This window comes from Mycobacterium sp., from assembly GCF_032159775.1.
GTDB lineage: Bacteria > Actinomycetota > Actinomycetes > Mycobacteriales > Mycobacteriaceae > Mycobacterium.
This window is the reverse complement of sequence record NZ_JAVHWK010000120.1, coordinates 1-16,616: the sequence shown is the minus strand read 5'-3', so window position 1 is coordinate 16,616 and position 16,616 is coordinate 1. Positions and strand designations below refer to the sequence as shown.

Annotated in this window: 12 protein-coding genes and 1 pseudogene; 7 read left to right on the top strand and 6 right to left on the bottom strand. The window is 66.2% G+C overall.

The genetic code is table 11. The annotated features are described in order from the left end of the window. The first annotated feature begins 25 nt into the window (after window positions 1–25). Both QOJ24_RS14780 and QOJ24_RS14775 read left to right on the top strand, forming a co-directional pair. Complete coding sequence (locus tag QOJ24_RS14780; protein WP_526262413.1) at window positions 26–1,543, top strand: M28 family metallopeptidase; 1,518 nt, start codon at window positions 26–28, stop codon at window positions 1,541–1,543. Then, on the top strand, window positions 1,540–3,027 hold the full coding sequence (locus tag QOJ24_RS14775; protein WP_526262411.1) for a M28 family peptidase: 1,488 nt from the start codon (window positions 1,540–1,542) through the stop codon (window positions 3,025–3,027). The genes QOJ24_RS14780 and QOJ24_RS14775 overlap by 4 nt, the downstream gene beginning before the upstream one ends. Here the strand turns inward: QOJ24_RS14775 and QOJ24_RS14770 are convergent. From QOJ24_RS14770 to QOJ24_RS14755, 4 genes are read right to left on the bottom strand one after another with little or no spacing between them, the layout of a single operon-like run. Further along, window positions 2,981–4,153, bottom strand: coding sequence for an aromatic ring-hydroxylating oxygenase subunit alpha (locus QOJ24_RS14770; RefSeq protein ID WP_526262409.1), 1,173 nt, complete (start codon window positions 4,151–4,153; stop codon window positions 2,981–2,983). The genes QOJ24_RS14775 and QOJ24_RS14770 overlap by 47 nt on opposite strands. Before the next feature lie 17 nt (window positions 4,154–4,170). After that, a complete protein-coding gene (locus QOJ24_RS14765) occupies window positions 4,171–5,049 on the bottom strand; it encodes an ABC transporter permease (protein WP_526262407.1) in 879 nt (292 codons plus the stop codon). Further along, the gene (locus QOJ24_RS14760) at window positions 5,046–5,987 is read right to left on the bottom strand and encodes an ABC transporter permease (RefSeq protein ID WP_526262405.1); all 942 of its coding nucleotides are present in this window, start codon (window positions 5,985–5,987) and stop codon (window positions 5,046–5,048) included. Before QOJ24_RS14760 ends, QOJ24_RS14765 begins: the two co-directional genes overlap by 4 nt. A gap of 6 nt (window positions 5,988–5,993) precedes the next feature. Further along, complete coding sequence (locus QOJ24_RS14755; RefSeq protein ID WP_526262403.1) at window positions 5,994–7,244, bottom strand: polyamine ABC transporter substrate-binding protein; 1,251 nt, start codon at window positions 7,242–7,244, stop codon at window positions 5,994–5,996. 93 nt (window positions 7,245–7,337) lie between these two features. On the opposite strand from QOJ24_RS14755, the gene QOJ24_RS14750 reads away from it, so the two are divergent. Then, window positions 7,338–8,750: an aspartate aminotransferase family protein gene (locus tag QOJ24_RS14750; protein ID WP_526262401.1), complete on the top strand. Its 1,413-nt coding sequence runs from the start codon at window positions 7,338–7,340 to the stop codon at window positions 8,748–8,750. A gap of 13 nt (window positions 8,751–8,763) precedes the next feature. Further along, on the top strand, window positions 8,764–9,915 hold the full coding sequence (locus tag QOJ24_RS14745; RefSeq protein WP_526262399.1) for an ABC transporter ATP-binding protein: 1,152 nt from the start codon (window positions 8,764–8,766) through the stop codon (window positions 9,913–9,915). Here the strand turns inward: QOJ24_RS14745 and QOJ24_RS14740 are convergent. Further along, the gene (locus QOJ24_RS14740; RefSeq protein WP_526262397.1) at window positions 9,902–10,537 is read right to left on the bottom strand and encodes a TetR/AcrR family transcriptional regulator; all 636 of its coding nucleotides are present in this window, start codon (window positions 10,535–10,537) and stop codon (window positions 9,902–9,904) included. The two genes, QOJ24_RS14745 and QOJ24_RS14740, sit on opposite strands and share 14 nt — an antisense overlap. A gap of 114 nt (window positions 10,538–10,651) precedes the next feature. Between QOJ24_RS14740 and QOJ24_RS14735 the strand changes: the two genes are divergently transcribed. Genes QOJ24_RS14735 through QOJ24_RS14725 form a run of 3 tightly spaced genes read left to right on the top strand, consistent with a single transcriptional unit; the run spans window position 10,652 to window position 15,603 of the window. Beyond that, complete coding sequence (locus tag QOJ24_RS14735) at window positions 10,652–12,283, top strand: phytoene desaturase family protein (RefSeq protein WP_526262395.1); 1,632 nt, start codon at window positions 10,652–10,654, stop codon at window positions 12,281–12,283. Continuing rightward, window positions 12,280–14,316, top strand: a complete 2,037-nt coding sequence (locus QOJ24_RS14730) for an acetate--CoA ligase family protein (RefSeq protein WP_526262393.1) — start codon at window positions 12,280–12,282, stop codon at window positions 14,314–14,316. The genes QOJ24_RS14735 and QOJ24_RS14730 overlap by 4 nt, the downstream gene beginning before the upstream one ends. A gap of 3 nt (window positions 14,317–14,319) precedes the next feature. Then, window positions 14,320–15,603: an acyl-CoA dehydrogenase family protein gene (locus tag QOJ24_RS14725; RefSeq protein WP_526262391.1), complete on the top strand. Its 1,284-nt coding sequence runs from the start codon at window positions 14,320–14,322 to the stop codon at window positions 15,601–15,603. A 464-nt stretch (window positions 15,604–16,067) separates the two neighbouring features. On the opposite strand, the pseudogene QOJ24_RS14720 reads toward QOJ24_RS14725, so the two are convergent. Beyond that, window positions 16,068–16,616: pseudogene (locus QOJ24_RS14720) on the bottom strand (HNH endonuclease signature motif containing protein); the annotation flags it as partial.

Sequence of the window (16,616 nt, the reverse complement as noted above, 5' to 3'; positions counted from 1 at the left end):
TTCGGCACCGGCTAACGTGGGAGCAATGGGGCATAAATCGCGTGCGATGTCCGCTGCGCTGGCGACCGTGGCGGTGGTGGCTGCGCTCGGCGGCTGCAGCGACAAGCCGGCGAAGGAGGCCGCCAACCCACCTGCGTCGCCCGCGGCCTCCGGCGCGGCGGCCGAATTCGCGTCGACGCTGCGAGACCGAATCAAAGCCGACGCGATGATGGCGCACCTGGAGAAACTTCAGCAGATCGCCGATGCGCACGACGGAAACCGCGCGCTCGGCACCGCCGGTTACGACGCCAGCCTCGACTATGTGGCGAACAGGTTGCGCGACAAAGGGTTCGATGTCCAGACACCGGAGTTCGAGGTGCGCCTGCCCTTCGCCGAGGATCCGCACCTGAGCGTCGGCGGCGCGTCCATCGAGGCCAAGCCGCTGCAGTTCACCATCGGCACGCCGCAGCAGGGTGTCTCCGGACCGCTGGTCGCGGCACGCGTCGAGGACTCACCAGGCTGCACGGCGTCCGACTACGACGGGCTGCCCGTGACGGGTGCGTTGGTGCTGGTCGATCGTGGCACCTGTCAGTTCACGCAGAAGCAGGCGGTCGCAGCCGAGCGTGGCGCGGTCGCGCTGATCGTCGCCAACAACGACGAAGGCGACGAGATGGGCGGCACACTCGGCGAGGATTCGAATCCCAAGATCCCGGTCATCAGCATCACCAAGGCGTCCGGTGAGCGACTGCGTGCCGCGCCGGGTGAGGCCACGCTGCGGCTCGACGCGGGAGTTCGCGTCGAGAAGACCCGCAATGTGATCGCCCAGACGAAGACCGGCTCCACCGCCGACGTGGTGATGGCCGGCGCCCACCTGGACAGCGTGCCGGAGGGCCCCGGTATCAACGACAACGGCTCCGGCGTCGCCGCGGTGCTGGAGACCGCGCTACAGCTGGGACCGTCCCCTGCTGTGCAGAACGCCGTGCGGTTCGGTTTCTGGGGCGCAGAGGAACTCGGGCTGAAGGGTTCCAACAACTACGTCCAGTCGCTGAATGTGGACCAGCTCAAGGACATCGCGCTCTACCTGAATTTCGACATGCTGGGCTCGCCGAACCCTGGCTATCTCACCTACGACGGTGACCAGTCGATCGCGCCGAACCCCAGAGATGCCACTCCGCGGGTGCCGGAGGGTTCGGCGGGCATCGAACGCGACTTCGTCGCGTACCTTAAGGATGAGGGAAAGACGGCGCAGGACACCGGGTTCGACGGTCGCTCGGATTACGAGGGGTTTACCCTGGCGGGAGTTCCCGCGGGCGGCTTGTTCTCCGGCGCCGAGGAGAAGATGACCCCGCAACAGGCAGAGCTGTGGAACGGAAAGGCCAACGAGCCGTTCGACCCGAACTACCACAAGAAAACCGACACCGTGGACCACGTCGATCGGAACGCGCTCGGCATCAACGGTGCCGGGGTCGGCTACGTCGTCGGCATCTACGCGCAGGATCAACGCGGCCGCAACGGTGTGCCGGTCCGCGACGACCGCACCCGGCACGTACTCGGCAAGTCGTGAGGGTGCAGGCGGCAGAGCCGCGCCGGCGGCGACATCGGGCGGCAGTGCCGCTCGTCGTCGCAGCGCTACTGCTTGGCGGTTGTTCATCGGCGCCGCAACCGTCCCGGGACCTCGGCCGCGACCTGGCCGACCGGGTCGGTGTCGATGCCATGTTCGTCCACCTGCGCAAGCTGCAGGAGATCGCAGACGCGAACAACGGATCCCGCGCGGACGGCACGCCCGGCTACGACGCCAGCGTCGACTACGTCGCGAAGACGCTGCGCGACAAGGGGTTCGATGTTTCAACGCCGGAATTCGAACGGCTCGCGGTGACGAGCCCCGGTAGGCCGAGGCTGACCGCGTCCGGTCGCGACTACGCCATTGACCAGGCGTCACTGCTGACACCGACCAGGACGGGCGGGTTGAGGGCACCCACCGAGCGTCCGCAGAAATCCGCGGGTTGCGCCGCCGCCGACTACGGCACCAAGCGCATGACGAACGCCATCGCCGTCGTCGACGACACGGGATGCTCGATCGTCGACAAGCAGAACGTCGCTGTCGCAGAGGGCGCGCTCGGACTTCTCGTCGTCAGTGACCCCGGCGCATCCGGCAGCCCGAGAGGCCTGTTCACACCGGGCTACTACCAGGCGCTCAAGGTACCGGTCGGGGTGATAGGCGCCGACGCCGACGCGGCGCTGCGCCGCACCGACGCAGCCGTGCTGCTCACACTGGACGCCACGGCCGCCATGGTGAAGTCACGAAACGTGGTGGCCCAGACGAAGACCGGCGACACCCGCAACGTGGTGATGGCCGGGGCGCACCTGGACACCGTGGCCAAGAGCCCCGGCATCAACGACGACGGCACCGGGGTGGCGGCGCTGCTGGAAACCGCGGCCGCGCTGGGATCGCAGCCGCAGATCACCAACGCCGTGCGGTTCGGGTTCTGGGGTTCGCAGGAAGCCGTGCTGGCCGGATCGACGAAGTACGTCGCCAGCCTAAACGGTGACCAGCGGGGCGACATCGCGCTGTACCTCGACTTCGACGCGCTGGGTTCACCCAACGCAGGGTTCTTCACCTACGACGGCGACCAGTCCGGTCAGCCGAGCCCGGCCGTCGCGGCGGACACCGTGCCCGTAGGATCCGCGGGCATCGAGCGCACCCTGGCCGGGTATCTCAACCTGGCAGGCATCCGCCCTGCCGACATGCCGCTCGGCAAGGCCAGCGACTACAGCCCGTTCCTGGACGCGGGCATCCCGATCGGCGGCGCGACAACCGGTGCGGCACAGCGGAAAACGCAGGTGCAGGCCCGGTTGTGGGGCGGCACCGCAGGGGTCGCGTTTGACCGCAACTACCACCTCGCAGGCGACACCGTCGACAACGTCGACCGCGACGCGCTCGCCATCACCGGTGCGGGTGTGGCGTTCGTCGTCGGTACCTACGCCGAGTCGATCGATGGCGTCAACGGGGTACCTGGCCCCGAGGCACGCCGCCGGCATACGCCTTAGCGACCCGGCTGACGAACTGGTACACGCCGTCCTCGTCGGGAGCGAGTGGTCCCGGCCGCGCGTGCGGTGACGTGAGGCCGCGCTGCACCGACTCGCAGGCGGCCCAGTCCTGCCGGTTGGTCAGATCCCAGAAATCGACCGCGTAGGACGGATCGAAGTCCGGCTTCTCGGCCACTTCCTTCGGGAACGCCCATGCGCACTCGACGTGGGTGCGGTCGACGGCCAACGGCGTCATGAGGTGGGTCATCACGTAGTCGGGGTGCAGGCTGACCAACAGGTTGGGATAGCCGACGACGTACATGACGGTGCGGAGTTCGTGCTCGGAGAGTCCCTTGATCGCAACCCCGCCGCTGGCCCCCGACAGCGACATCGTCTCGGCCTCGTCGATGAGCGACATCCAGCCGCCGATCCACGAGCCTTCGGTGTCCAGGTTCTCGCCGCTGGTCGGCGGGCTGATCCGAGACAGCTCAGGGTGGATCGTCGAGCAGTGGTAGCACTCCTGGTAGTTCTCGGCGATCACCTTCCAGTTGGTGGCCAGCTCATAGGAATGCCGGTCGACGACCGTCAGGTCCTCCGGCCGGTATGGCGCGACGATGTCCTCCCACCCCGCCACATGGTCGGCGAAGTCGGTGTCCTCGCCGCTGGGGTCGACGAACAACCAGCCGTGCCAGTTCACCAGCTTCAGCTCGGCGAGCCCGAACTCGTCGGCGTCGAAACCCTCGACTTTCGAGAAATGTGGCGCGTTGCGCAGGCTGCCGTCCAGCCGGTAGGACCACGAGTGATACGGGCAAACAATGCTGCGCCCCTTGGTGGTCGCGTTGCAGGCCAACAACTCGTGGCCGCGGTGGCGGCAGGTGTTGGCGAACGCGCGAACCGTGTCGTCGTCGCCTCGCACAAGAAGTACCGCGTTGGCGCCGGTGCCCACCGCTTTTTGTGCGCCGACCGCGACCAAGTCGGCGGCGTGCCCGACGCAGGTCCATCCGGAGAAGATGTGGTGCTGCTCCCAGTCGAAGACGGCCTGGTCGACATAGGCTTCCCGCGGCAGCATCCGGGACTGGCCGAATGGAGCCATTGCCGCGGCGACGCCGTCGGCGGAGAGAGGAGCCGGTGGATGCTGTTTGAACATACAGTCAGCTTAGTTCATCAGGCCTCTCCGGTGAAGCCACCGAGGCCGCGATCGGCGGTGCTGTCCCCGCGCGTCAAACGTCGGTACACGAGGAAACCGATGACGACGGCAGCCAACGCGGCGAACAACAGAAGGCTGGCGAGCGCGTTGAGCGCAGGCGTCGGCGCGGCGCGGGCGGTGTTGTAGATCTTCACCGAGACCGGTTCGGTGGAGGCGTCGCCGGACAGATAGCGCACAAGCACGAAGTCGTCGATGACATCGGCGAACACCAGCACAGTGCTGGCGAAGATCGCCGGGATCAGCATGGGCATGATGATCCGGCGCAATGCACCAAGTGGCGACGCGCCGAGATCCATTGCGGCTTCTTCGTATTGAGGTCCGATGGTGGCCAGCCGGGCCCGAACCAGCACCGCAGGGTAGGACACCTGGAAGGTGACGAGGCCGATCACCTGCGCGGTGGTGCCGAGGTGGACGGGGACCGCGACGGTAGTGATCACGAACAGCAGCGCGACGGCGAGCAGCACTTCAGGGAGCACGAACGACAGCAGCATGAGGAAGTTCGCGCCGTTGGGCAGCCTGCCGCGCCACCGGTCGATGCCGATCGCGAACAAAGTCCCCAGTGGAACGGTGATCAGTGTCGCGATCAAGCCCAGCTTCAGGGTCTGCAGGAGTGCGGTGTGCAGCGCGTCGCTGTGCCACACCGACAGTGTCTGGTCACCCCAGTACCAACGGGTGGAAAAGCCCTGCCAGGTTGTTCGCGATCGGCCGGAGTTGAACGAGTAGAGCACCGCGATGAGAACCGGCAACAGCGACCACAGCAGGTAGCCGATGGTGATGGCTATCAGGAAGCGGGGTGGCCGCCACGGGTTGTTCCACCATGACACCGGCCTTCTCACGAGGCCACCTCGCTGCCCCGCGTCACCGAACGGAGGTAGTAGAGCATCGGCAGCAGCGCGATGAGGAATACCAGCATGACGAACGCGCCGGCCTGGCCGGTCTGTCCCGGCGCCTGCACGCCGTCGTTGATCAGGTTTCCGACCATGGTGGTCTTCGGGGACGCGGACAACATGTCGTTGGTGAAGTAGTCGCCGAGCATCGGCAGGCAGGTCAGCAGCAGCGCCGCCACGATCGTCGGTCGGCACAGCGGCAGTGTCACCCGCCAGAACGACGAAAGCCGGTCGGCGCCAAGGTCTCGCGATGCCTCGAGCATCGGCGTCGACAGCCGGTCGAGACCGGCGTAGAGCGGCAGGATCATGTACGGCACATAGCCGTACACCAGCCCCAGGATCACCACTACTGGCTGGCCGGTCAGCCACTTCACGCCGGGGGTGAACAGACCGCCGAGGCTCAGCATCTTGTTGAACAGGCCGTCATCCTGTAACAGGTTGACCCATGCGAACATTCGCATCATGTAGCTGATCCAGAACGGCGCGATCAGCAGCGCCAGCAGCAGGCCTCTGCGCTTGCCGGACAGCCGGGCCACGTAGTACGAGACCGGGAAGGCGATGAGTAGGCAGAGCGCGCTGGCGACCAATACGTAGATGAAGGTGCGGAGGATTGCCTGGCCGTAGACGCCGTTCTCGCCGACGATGTGGGTGAGCACATAGGTGAACTGGGTGGGATCCCACTGCAGCGGGTTCCACACCGGGATCGGTGTGCGGAACAGTGGATCGATCTGGCCGAAGACGATGCACAGCACGACGTAGAGCGGGAAGAGGAAAAACGCAGCCAGCCAGACGATTCCGGGTGCGGCCAGCACCGCCCACAGCCGAGTGCGGCGCCGGCGGTCCAGCGGAGCCTGCCGCGGCGGCGCGGTGACTACCGGAACCGCCACTGGTACTTACGATCCGCCGGCGTTGAAGGCCTGCCACACGTTGCGCCATGCGGTTTCGTTCGCCGCATCGAGCTCGAGCAGCCGGTAGCCGGTGTCGAAATACTCCGGTTTCACGATCGCCGAGCGCAGATTCTCGGGGATGAATTCTTCTGCCACAAGCGAATCCGGGGTGATGGTATTCTGTGGCGGCTGGTAACCGATGGCGGAGAAGTTCTCCTTCGCCACGTCGGGATTGAGCATGTGGTTGATGAACAGGTGTGCGAGCACCGGGTTCTTGCCGCTGCGAAGGGTCACCAGCATGTCGTTGTCGACCATGCCCTTGCCGTCCGCAGGGAACCAGTACCGGAGGATTTCCGGCCCTGTGCCCTCAGGCAGGTAGGACTGCGCATTGATGATGTCGCCCGACCACATCTGTGCGAGGCCCATTTGTCCGGCGGGAAGGTCGTTGTACATCGTGATGGTGACCTTCGGCGAGGTGGCCTTCACCAGCGCCTGAAGTTGCTCACCGACCATCTTCAGGTCGGCTTCCGAGGAGGTGTTGATATCCGTGATGCCTTGCTTCAGTAGCACCATGGCCATCGCCGTGTGGAAGTCGTCGATAACGGCCGTCTTGCCCTTGTACTGCGGATCCCACAGCGACTCGTACGGATTCTTCAGCGCGCCGATATCGGCGGGCACCTGGTCGGTCCTCCAACCGATTCCGGTGGTGTAGATGGTGTACGGGACGGAGTAGCGCCACTCCTGGTCGTACCACGGGTTGGTGAAGCTCGGCCAGACGTTCTTGATGTCGGGGATGTAGGAGTGGTTCAGTGGCCGGAGCAACTTGCCACCCACCAGACGGCTGATTTCGGTGTAGTTGGCGTTGTAGATGTCGAAGTCGACTCCGCTGCGCAGCTTGGTGATAGCTTCGTCGCCGTCGTTGAAGGTCGAGACCTCGATCTTGATGCCGTACTTATCCTCGAAGCTCTTCATGGCCTGAGGGCTGAGGTAGTCGGCGTAGTTGTAGATCTTGAGCGTCGCACCCTTCTCCGGCGCGAGCCCATCGGCGATGGGTTTGTTGTCGTCGGCGATGTCCCACTTGACCGGGTGATCCGGCGCGGCAAGCGTCAGGGTCGGCTGTCCGGACGATTGCCCAGACTTCGAACACGCCTGCAAGAAGGCGGCGAGGGTGGGCGCCGAGGCGGCGAGAATCGCCGCTCGGGTGAGGAACTGTCGTCGAGTCGGACCGTGGTCGTGCGGTCCGCTGGGTGCGGGCATCTGGGCCTCCCCGTTGATTTCGCGGCTTGTCGCTGGTAGGACTCTCGCATAGACTGAATGCTCAGTCAACCGTTCTGTACTGGAGGTTTCCTCGTGTCTTCGTCGGTAGTGTCGGGCGAAATATCAAGCAGCGCGGCCGACACCGTAGACCAGCTGATCGCCGACGAGGAGCAGATATTCCTGCGGCGTCAGCCGCGCAGCTCCGAGCTCATCGACGAGGCCCGCGTGCACCTCGCCGGAGGCGCCACTTCGAACTGGCAGATCGCCGAGCCGCAGGCGGTTTGGATGAGCCACGGCCTCGGCTCGAAGGTGTATGACGTCGACGGCACGGAATACGTCGACATGCACGGCGGCTACGGCGCCGCCATCGCCGGACACGCCCACCCGGCGATCGTTGCTGCGGTTAGCGACCGAGTAAGGCGCGGAACGCATTTCGCGCAGCCGACCGAGGACGCCATCTGGATCGCAGGCGAGCTGTCGCGCCGCTTCGAGCTGCCGCTGTGGCGGTTCGCCAACTCCGGCACCGAAGCCACCATGGACGCCGTCCACCTGGCTCGTGCACTGACCGGGCGCGACAGGATCATCAAGGTCGAAGGGTGCTACCACGGCCACCACGACTCGGTGCAGGTCTCGGTGCTGCCCGAGGCCGACGAAGTCGGACCGCGGGACAGGCCGAACGCGGTACCCGGTAACTCCGGCATCCCCGCCGCGATCCGTGATCTGGTCATCGTGGTTCCGTTCAACGACACCGGCGCGGTGGCCCGCGCGCTCGCCGAGCACCGCGGGGAGGTGGCCGCGATGATCCTCGAGCCGGTGATGATGAACGCAGGCATCATCCCGCCCGACGACGGATATCTGGCCGTCATCCGCGATTTGTTGCACGCTGAAGGCGCATTCCTGATCTACGACGAGGTGAAGACCGGGTTCACAACGGGGCCAGGCGGTATCACGGCCCGCAGCGGTGTGGTGCCCGACATGGTGTGTCTGGCCAAGGCACTCGGCGGCGGCATCTCGGTCGCAGCGATCGGCGGTACCGAGACCGTGATGTCGGCGATCGCCGACGGCCGCTACGAGCAGGTGGGCACGTTCAACGGCAACCCGCTCGCGATGGCTGCCACCAGGGCAACACTCACCGATGTGCTGACGCCGGAGGCCTATGCACACCTCGACGAGCTGTCGAACCGGCTGCGCACCTCGCTGGAAGCCACCATCGCGAAACACGGATTCGGCTGGCACGTCGTCACCGCAGGCGCCAAGGGGTGCGTGACATTCCGCAGCGAGCCGGTGCGCGAATTCCGCGACTTCCTTCACATCGACGCCAGACTCGGCCACCTGCACTGGCTGATGCAGCACAATGGCGGGGTGTTTCTCCCGCCATGGGGGAAGGTGGAGCAATGGCTGCTTTCGGTTCAGCACGACCGCGACGATGTCGATCGGTTCGCGGCCAACTTCGTCCGGTTCGCCCACAACATTTCCCGGGTCGCCCCGGTGGCGGTCGCTCCTTGATCGGCCGGCCAGGATGAAGGGCGGCGGGATCCGGCTCGAGCAGCTGGTCAAGTCGTTCGACGGGGTGCCGGCGGTGACCGGTATCGACCTCGACATCCCGGCCGGTCAATTCTATTCGCTGCTGGGGGCTTCCGGCTGTGGCAAGACCACCACGCTGCGCATGATCGCCGGCTTCGAGAAACCAGACTCCGGTCGCATCGAACTCGACGGCCGTGACGTCGCGGGAGATCCGCCGCACAAGCGACCCGTCAACACCGTCTTCCAGACCTATGCGCTGTTCCCGTTCATGACGGTGTGGGACAACGTCGCGTTCGGGCTGAAGTACCAGAAGGCCTCCAAGGACGAGACCAAGAGGCGCGTCGGAGAGGCGCTCGAGTTGGCACGGATGGGCGACTTCGCCAAGCGGGGTCCGGCCCAGCTGTCCGGCGGGCAGCAGCAGCGCGTGGCACTCGCGCGGGCGCTCGTCCTGCGCCCGAAGGTGCTGTTGCTCGACGAGCCGCTCGGTGCGCTGGACGCCAAGCTGCGCAAGCAGTTGCAGCTGGAGTTGCGCGCCGTACAGCGCGAGGTCGGTATCACATTCGTCTATGTCACCCACGACCAAGAGGAAGCGCTCACGATGAGCGACCAGATCGCGGTCCTTGCCGAGGGGCGCATCGAGCAGGTGGGGCCGCCGCAGGAGATCTACTCCGCGCCCGCCACCACGTTTGTGGCCGGATTCCTCGGCGCTGCCAACATTTTCGACGCCGAAGTGCTCGAGACGGCGAACGGTTCGGCGGTGTGCTCCGCACTCGACACCCGGCTGGGGGCTGCCGTCGAGGACGGTGCGGCCAAGCCCGGTGAGGCGGCCATCGTCATCCGGCCCGAACGCATCACGGTGCAGGGCGCCGACGAGCCGGTCGGGCACGGGCACAACGCCATCGCCGGCGTGGTCTCGCAGGTGGTCTACCTCGGCCACTGCACACAGGTGCACGTCGACGTCGGCGCGCCCATGGCGCTGATCGTCGAGGTGCCCAACCATTCCGGCCCCGGATCCGTCAGCCACCAACCGGGGGAGCTGGTGAACTGCGTCTGCACGCACGACGCGGTGCGCGTCCTGCACCGGAGTTCGGCGCCGGTCATCGCCGACCCCGTCGCGGATGACTTCCGCGTACTCAGCCCTTCTTGACCGACGACGTTTTCTCGGCGGGCAGGTTCAGTTCCCGTTCGGCGAACCGCATCGCAACGTCGTAGGCCACAGCGGAGTCGACCTCGGGGTCCTCCAGCGCCACCTGGATGGACAGGCCGTCGAGCAGCGCGGAGAACTCGAGCGCGAACGTACGGACGTCGACGTCGATGTCCGGGGCGGCGGACTTCACCGCATCGGCGATCATCGCGCGCCAGCGCGCGTCGAGCTCGACCCGGCCCGCCTTGACCTCGTCGTGCCGAAATGCCTGTGCCCACAAGTCAAACCACAGACCCCAGGCACCCGGGATCTCGTTGTCGGCCTCCGGCACGCAGGTCCACTTGATCAGCAGAGACAGCCGTTCACGCAGAGACGAGATCTCGGCGAGCTTCTGCTCCATCGCTTCGTAGCCCGATTCCTCGGAGTGGCGCAGCGCGTCGACCAGTAGCCGGTCCCTGGTACCGAAGTAGTAGATGACCAGTGCCGAGCTGACCCCGGCGCGCTTGGCGACGTCGGCGATGCGGGTGTCCCCGAAGCCCCGCTCGCAGATGAGCTCGGCAGCCGCACGAAGCATTTCGATGCGACGGGGTTCGTTGTTCTCCGTCGCGGGTGCAGGTTCAGCCATGGCGTGGTGCTCCCCCTCGTCGTCGCAGCGTTGCCACTTGTTTCCAGCCTATCACTTGATTAGATTGAACAGTCAGTCAAGACGCTGTTTCGAGGCGTGGAAGTAGGGCTCTACATGACGAACACATACGACGCGCTGGTCATCGGCGGCGGCCACAACGGATTGGTCTCCGCGGCGTATCTCGCCCGATCGGGCGCCAAGACATTGGTGTTGGAATCTCGCGGCACGCTCGGCGGAGCGGCGACCACCGAGTCTCCGTGGGAGGACGCACCGCACCTTCGGGTGACCCGGCTGTCCTACGTGATGAGCCTGATGCCGCCGACCATCATCAAGGACCTCGAACTCGAGCGGCACGGCTACAAGGTGCATCCGATGGGGCCCTACTACCAGGCGTTTCCCGAGGGCGGATCGCTGACGATATTCGAGGACGACCCTGCCCGCACCCACGAACAGATTGCGAAATGGTCGAAGAAGGACGCCGACACCTGGCCGAAGTGGAACGGGTGGCTCGAGGGCATCGCCGATGTGATGGGCCCGCTGCTGACGCAGGTGCCGCCCAACATCGGTTCACGCAGGCCGAGCGATCTGCTCGACCTCGCCAAGCTGGGTTGGAGCCAGCGCGGAATGACCACCCGGATGATGGGCGACGTCACCAGGTTGCTCACCATGAGCATCTCCGACCTGCTCGACGACTGGTTTGAATCACCTCAGATCAAAGGCGCTCTGGCGGTCAACGGGGTGATCGGAACATGGGCAGGCCCGTGCGAGCCGGGCACCGCCTACGTGATGGCGCACCACTCGATCGGCGACGTCGGCGACGGCCAGCTGGGCAGCTGGGGCTACCCCGAGGGTGGCATGGGCGGAGTGTCGGCGGCGATCGCGAAATCCGCCCGCAGCTTCGGTGCCGAAATCCGCACCAACGCGCGGGTTTTGAAGATGCTGGTGCGCAACGGCCGGATCGACGGCGCGGTGCTGGAGAACGGCGACGAGATCCACGCGCCGTTGGTGGTCACCACGCTGCATCCGAAGACCGCGTTCCTCGACCAGCTCTCCGCCGACGAGTTGCCCGCGGACTTCGTCGCCGACATCGAGCACTACAAGACCCGCAGCGGCGTCGTGAAGATCAACCTGGCGCTCGGCGAGCTGCCCAACTTCACCGCCGACCCCAGCCACGGTCAGGCCGAGCACCACACCGGCTCTGTCGAGATGGCACCGAGCGTCGAGTTCATCGAGACGGCGTTCCAGGAGGCCCGCGGGGGCAAGCCGGCACTGCTGCCGTTCAGCGACGGGGTCATTCCTACCACGCTCGACAAGACGCTCAATCCCGATGGGACACACATCATGTCGCTGTTCACCCAGTGGGTGCCCGCCGACTGGGCCGATGCGCCGCACACCGAGGAGCTCGACGCGTACGCTGACCGGCTCATCGACCTCTACGACCAGGTGGCGCCCGGCTTCAAATCGTCGATCCTGCACCGAGACATCGTCGGACCGCACGAAATGGAGCAGGAGTACGGGCTTATCGGCGGCAACATCTTCCACGGCGAGCTGTCGCTGGAGCAGCTGTTCCACATGCGACCGGCGCCGGGCTATGCCGACTACCGCACCCCGATCGCGGGCCTGTACAACGGCAGTTCCGGCACGCACGCCGGCGGCGGCGTCTGCGGCATCCCCGGCTGGCAGGCGGCCAGGGCGGCGCTGGCAGATAAGAAGAAGGGATCGCGGCGGTTCCGCCGTTCTCGATGAGTTCCCGCTCCGAGGCCGTCGCCGCGATGCTTGGCGCGCGGTCGATGGCGTTGGTTGGCGCCAGCCCGCGCCCGGACAGCTTCGGCTCGCGGATGATCATCGAGGCGCAACGGGGCTCGGCGCGGTTTCATCTGGTGAATCCGAGGTATGACCGGATTGGCGAATTACGCTGCGTGCCAACGATCGCCGACGTAAACGAGCCCGTCGACGTGGCATTGCTCGGCGTCCCCGACGCTGCTGTGACCGACCAGTTGGCCGCGGCTGCGGCGGCAGGCGCCAAGTCGGCCGTGTTGTTCGGGTCTGCGCACGGACGCAAGGATCAGATCGCGGGCATCGCGGCCGACGCGAGAATGGCGGTATGCGGGGCCGGCTGCATGGGCTTCGTGAACAACGCGCTCGGAGTGCGCGCCCTGGGCTACCTCGAGCCGGATCCGTTGGCCGACGGTGGGGTCAGCCTCATCACCCATTCCGGCTCGGCGTTCTCCACGCTGCTGCGTGCCCGCCGCGGGTTCGGTTTCCGGCTTGCGGTGTCGTCCGGGCAGGAGATCGTCACCGACACCGCCGCCTACGTCGACTATGCGCTGGACGATCCCGAAACACGCATCATCGGACTGCTTCTCGAAACGCCGCGCTCTGTTCCCCGGCTGCGGGACGCCCTCCTGCGCGCCGCCGAGCAGGACGTGCCGGTGGTGATCCTTACCGTCGGTGGCTCGCCGCGGGGCAGTGCGATGGTGGCTGCGCACTCGGGCGCGCTGGCAGGGGAGCGGGCGGCGTGGGACGCGTTCTGCGCGGCTACCGGTGCGGTGCACGTCGGGGATCTCGCCGAGTTCAGCGATACCATCGAGCTGTTCTCGGCAGGGCGTAGGGCAAAGTCGGGGGCCATTGCGACCGTGCATGATTCGGGGGCCGAGCGTGCTCTGGTTGCCGACCTCGCGCACGAGCTCGGTGTCGGATTCGCCGACCTGGCTCCTGACACGCTGGCCACCATCGGCGGCATGCTCGACGACGGGCTGGCAGCGACCAACCCGCTGGATGTGTGGGGCACCGGTGCCGACACCCGAAACCTCTTCGGTGCCTGCCTGCGAGCGATCGCGGACGACCCGGCAGTCGCCGTCACTGCGCTCGCCGTCGATCTGGTCACCGAGTTCGACGGCGACACCGCCTACGCCGATGCCGTCATCTATGTCGCCAAGCACACCGATGCGCCCATCGCGGTGATGGCCTCGGTTGCGTCGGCGATCGACCCGGCCGCCGCGCAACAATTGCGGGGCAGCGGGATTCCGGTGCTGGAAAGCGCCCGCAGCGGGCTGGCGGCGCTGAACCACCTCGCGCGCTGGCCGCTGCCCGTCGACCGAGCCGAGCCCGAAATGGATCCAGTGCGGCGGGCGCGCTGGGCCGGTCGACTGGCTAGCCGGACGGCACCGTTCGAGCTGCTGACCGATTACGGCGTGCCTGTGGTGGACGTTCGAACGGCCGACTCGGTCGGGAGCGTGCTCGAGGCCGCAGCCGCCGTCGGTTATCCCGTCGCCCTGAAAACGGTTGCCGCGCTGCATAAGAGCGACGTCGGCGGGGTGGCGCTCGACCTGCGGGACGAGATTGCGTTGCGGGAGGCGTATGCGGCCATGGCGGATCGGCTGGGGCGTGCGGTGACCGTCGAGCCGATGGTCACCGCAGGTGTCGAGGTGTCGGTGGGCATGGTCCGCGACCCCGCATTCGGACCGCTGCTGGTCGTCGCGGCGGGAGGCATTCTGGTCGAACTGCTCGCCGACCGGGTGGTGGCCTGCCCGCCGATATCGCATGAAGGCGCCAGAAGATTGCTCGACGGCCTGCGCATCAGTCCGCTCTTGGCCGGTTGGCGCGGCCAACCGCCGGTCGACATCGAGGCGCTGGCGCGGGTCATCGTGGCGTTCTCGCAGATGGCGGTCGAAATCGGCGACGTTCTGGATGCTGTCGAGGCCAACCCGGTTATTGCGTCGAGCCGCGGTGTTGTCGCAGTCGATGCACTTGTACAGGTCAGTGGGGCAGAATCCTAAAGCGTGGCTTGGGACTTCTCGACTGATCCGGATTTCCAGAAGAAACTCGACTGGGTCGAGGAGTTCTGCAAGGAGGAGGTCGAGCCGCTCGAGTTCGTCTTCCCCTACGCGGTGCGCTCACCCGATCCCAAAGTGAAGGCCTATGTCCGGGGCCTTCAGCAGCAGATCAAGGATCAGGGGCTGTGGGCGCTCTTCCTTGACGAGGAGCTCGGCGGCCCGGGCTACGGTCAGCTCAAGCTGGGGCTGCTGAACGAGGTGATCGGCCGCTACTCCGGTGCTCCGCAGATGTTCGGCGCCGCCGCCCCCGACACCGGCAACATCGAGATGCTCGCCGCCTTCGGCACCGACGAGCAGAAGAAGCGGTGGCTGGAGCCGCTGCTCAATCAAGACATGTTCTCGGCGTACTCGATGACCGAGCCCCAGGGCGGCTCCGACCCCAACCTGTTCACCACCACGGCCGTGCGCGACGGCGACGAGTGGGTGATCAACGGCGAGAAGTGGTTCACGTCGGCGGGCCGCGTCGCCGACATCCTCTTCGTCATGTGTACGAACGGGATGTTCGTGGTGCCGCGCACGACCCCGGGTGTGGAGATGCAGCCGGAGCCGCGCAACCACAACCACATCATCTACCGGGACGTCCGCGTTCCGCTCGACCACCTGCTCGGCCCCGAGGACGGCGCCAAGACTCTGGCGCAGAGACGGCTTGGCGGCGGCCGCATCCACCACGCAATGCGCACCATCGCGCAATGCAAGCTCGCCTTCGACATGATGTGTGAGCGTGCGCTGTCGCGCGAGTCGCACGGGAAGGTGATCGCCGAGCACCAGATGGTGGCCGAGAAGATCGCCGACTCCTATGCCGCCATTCGGATGCTGCGGCTGCTGGTCCTCGAAACTGCCTGGAAGATCGACAATTCCAGCACCAAGGATGCCAGGACCGACATCGCGACGGTCAAGTTCACCATGGCCAAGGTGCTGCGGGAGGTGTCGTTCAACGCCCTGCACATCCTCGGTTCGCTCGGCACGACGGACCTGACCCCGCTGCAGGCGATGTACGCGAGCGCGCCGACGATGGGGCTGGCCGACGGCGCCGACGAGGTGCACAAGGCCACGGTCGCGCGGCGCGTGCTGCGTGAGTACTCACCGCAACAGCATCCGTATTGGCCGACGGAATACATCCCCGCCAAGCGCGAAGCGGCATGGGCGAAGTTCGAGCCCAAGTTCGAGGCCGACCCGGAATTGCGTGCATCGGCCGAGGCCTACAAGAAGTACTTCCGCAACCGGAGCTAGAGGACTCGGCGCCGGTATGCCGACTGTCGTTCAGTTTCACCGAGCAGGTCGGCGTCGTCAGGTAGCTCGTACGGGTCGAAATACGTCGCCAGCCGGCTAATGAGGTTGGTCAGCATCGCGTGGCTTCCTTGGGTGTCACACGGAACACTCTCTCGGTGTGCTGTGGCCGGTTGGTCGTCGGGCCGAAGCCGTACCCGTTGCCGCATCGGCAGGTCCTTGAATAATGCCGGTTCGTATTCGGGTCGACCAGGGCACGAGAGGTCCTGGCGTGTGGCTCATTGATCGTGCGGACAGACTGCATCTGGACGCAATTCTCCTGTCAGTTGCTTCGCGAGGTTGCGCCCAGATCTAGAGCGGATTTGCCACACACAACTACCCATCGGTGTGCCCGTTAATTCCGGAATGTGGCGGACGCCACGTTGGTGGTTCACGCCGAGAAGGGGCGCACCGGTGTGGGGTTGCGCTCAGTTGTTGGTGGGCGGTGGTTGTGGTTGGAAGGGTTCGTACCACCACCAGTCGGCGCGTTCGCCGATAGGTCCCCGGTACGGCAGCACGGCCGGCGGGGGTTTCGTCGGTGGACGGGCGATCGATCCGGCGCTGAGGTGTCGTCCCTCGCCGTCGGTGACGGTCAGGCTGTGCGCGGGCCCGGTGATGGTGATGACGCCGCGGTGGTGCAGTCGGTGGTGATACGGACACACCAGGACGAGGTTGACCAGTTCGGTGGGGCCGCCGTCTTCCCAATGCCGGATGTGGTGGGCGTGCAAACCACGAGTGGCGCCGCAACCGGGCACCGCACACGTGCGATGACGATGCTCGAGGGCACGACGAAGCCGACGGCTGATCACCCGCGTCGCCCGTGCCGGGCAGTGGCGGCCGATTCGGTGAGGGCCGGTCGTCGTCGTGATCGCGCTTCCACTCGGCGATCAACGCATCCTGGTGGGACTGCAGCGCCGCATCGAATTTCGCCGCGTCGAGCTTGGGCAGTGTGATCCGCCAGGTGGTGGATTGCCCGT

Bases quoted from the DNA above. Each gene is read 5' to 3' on its own strand.
- QOJ24_RS14745 (WP_526262399.1), top strand. From the start codon at position 8,764: ATGAAGGGCGGCGGGATCCGGCTCGAGCAGCTGGTCAAGTCGTTCGAC.
- QOJ24_RS14740 (WP_526262397.1), bottom strand. From the start codon at position 10,537: ATGGCTGAACCTGCACCCGCGACGGAGAACAACGAACCCCGTCGCATC.
- QOJ24_RS14755 (WP_526262403.1), bottom strand. From the start codon at position 7,244: ATGCCCGCACCCAGCGGACCGCACGACCACGGTCCGACTCGACGACAG.
- QOJ24_RS14730 (WP_526262393.1), top strand. From the start codon at position 12,280: ATGAGTTCCCGCTCCGAGGCCGTCGCCGCGATGCTTGGCGCGCGGTCG.
- QOJ24_RS14780 (WP_526262413.1), top strand. From the start codon at position 26: ATGGGGCATAAATCGCGTGCGATGTCCGCTGCGCTGGCGACCGTGGCG.
- QOJ24_RS14770 (WP_526262409.1), bottom strand. From the start codon at position 4,153: ATGTTCAAACAGCATCCACCGGCTCCTCTCTCCGCCGACGGCGTCGCC.
- QOJ24_RS14735 (WP_526262395.1), top strand. From the start codon at position 10,652: ATGACGAACACATACGACGCGCTGGTCATCGGCGGCGGCCACAACGGA.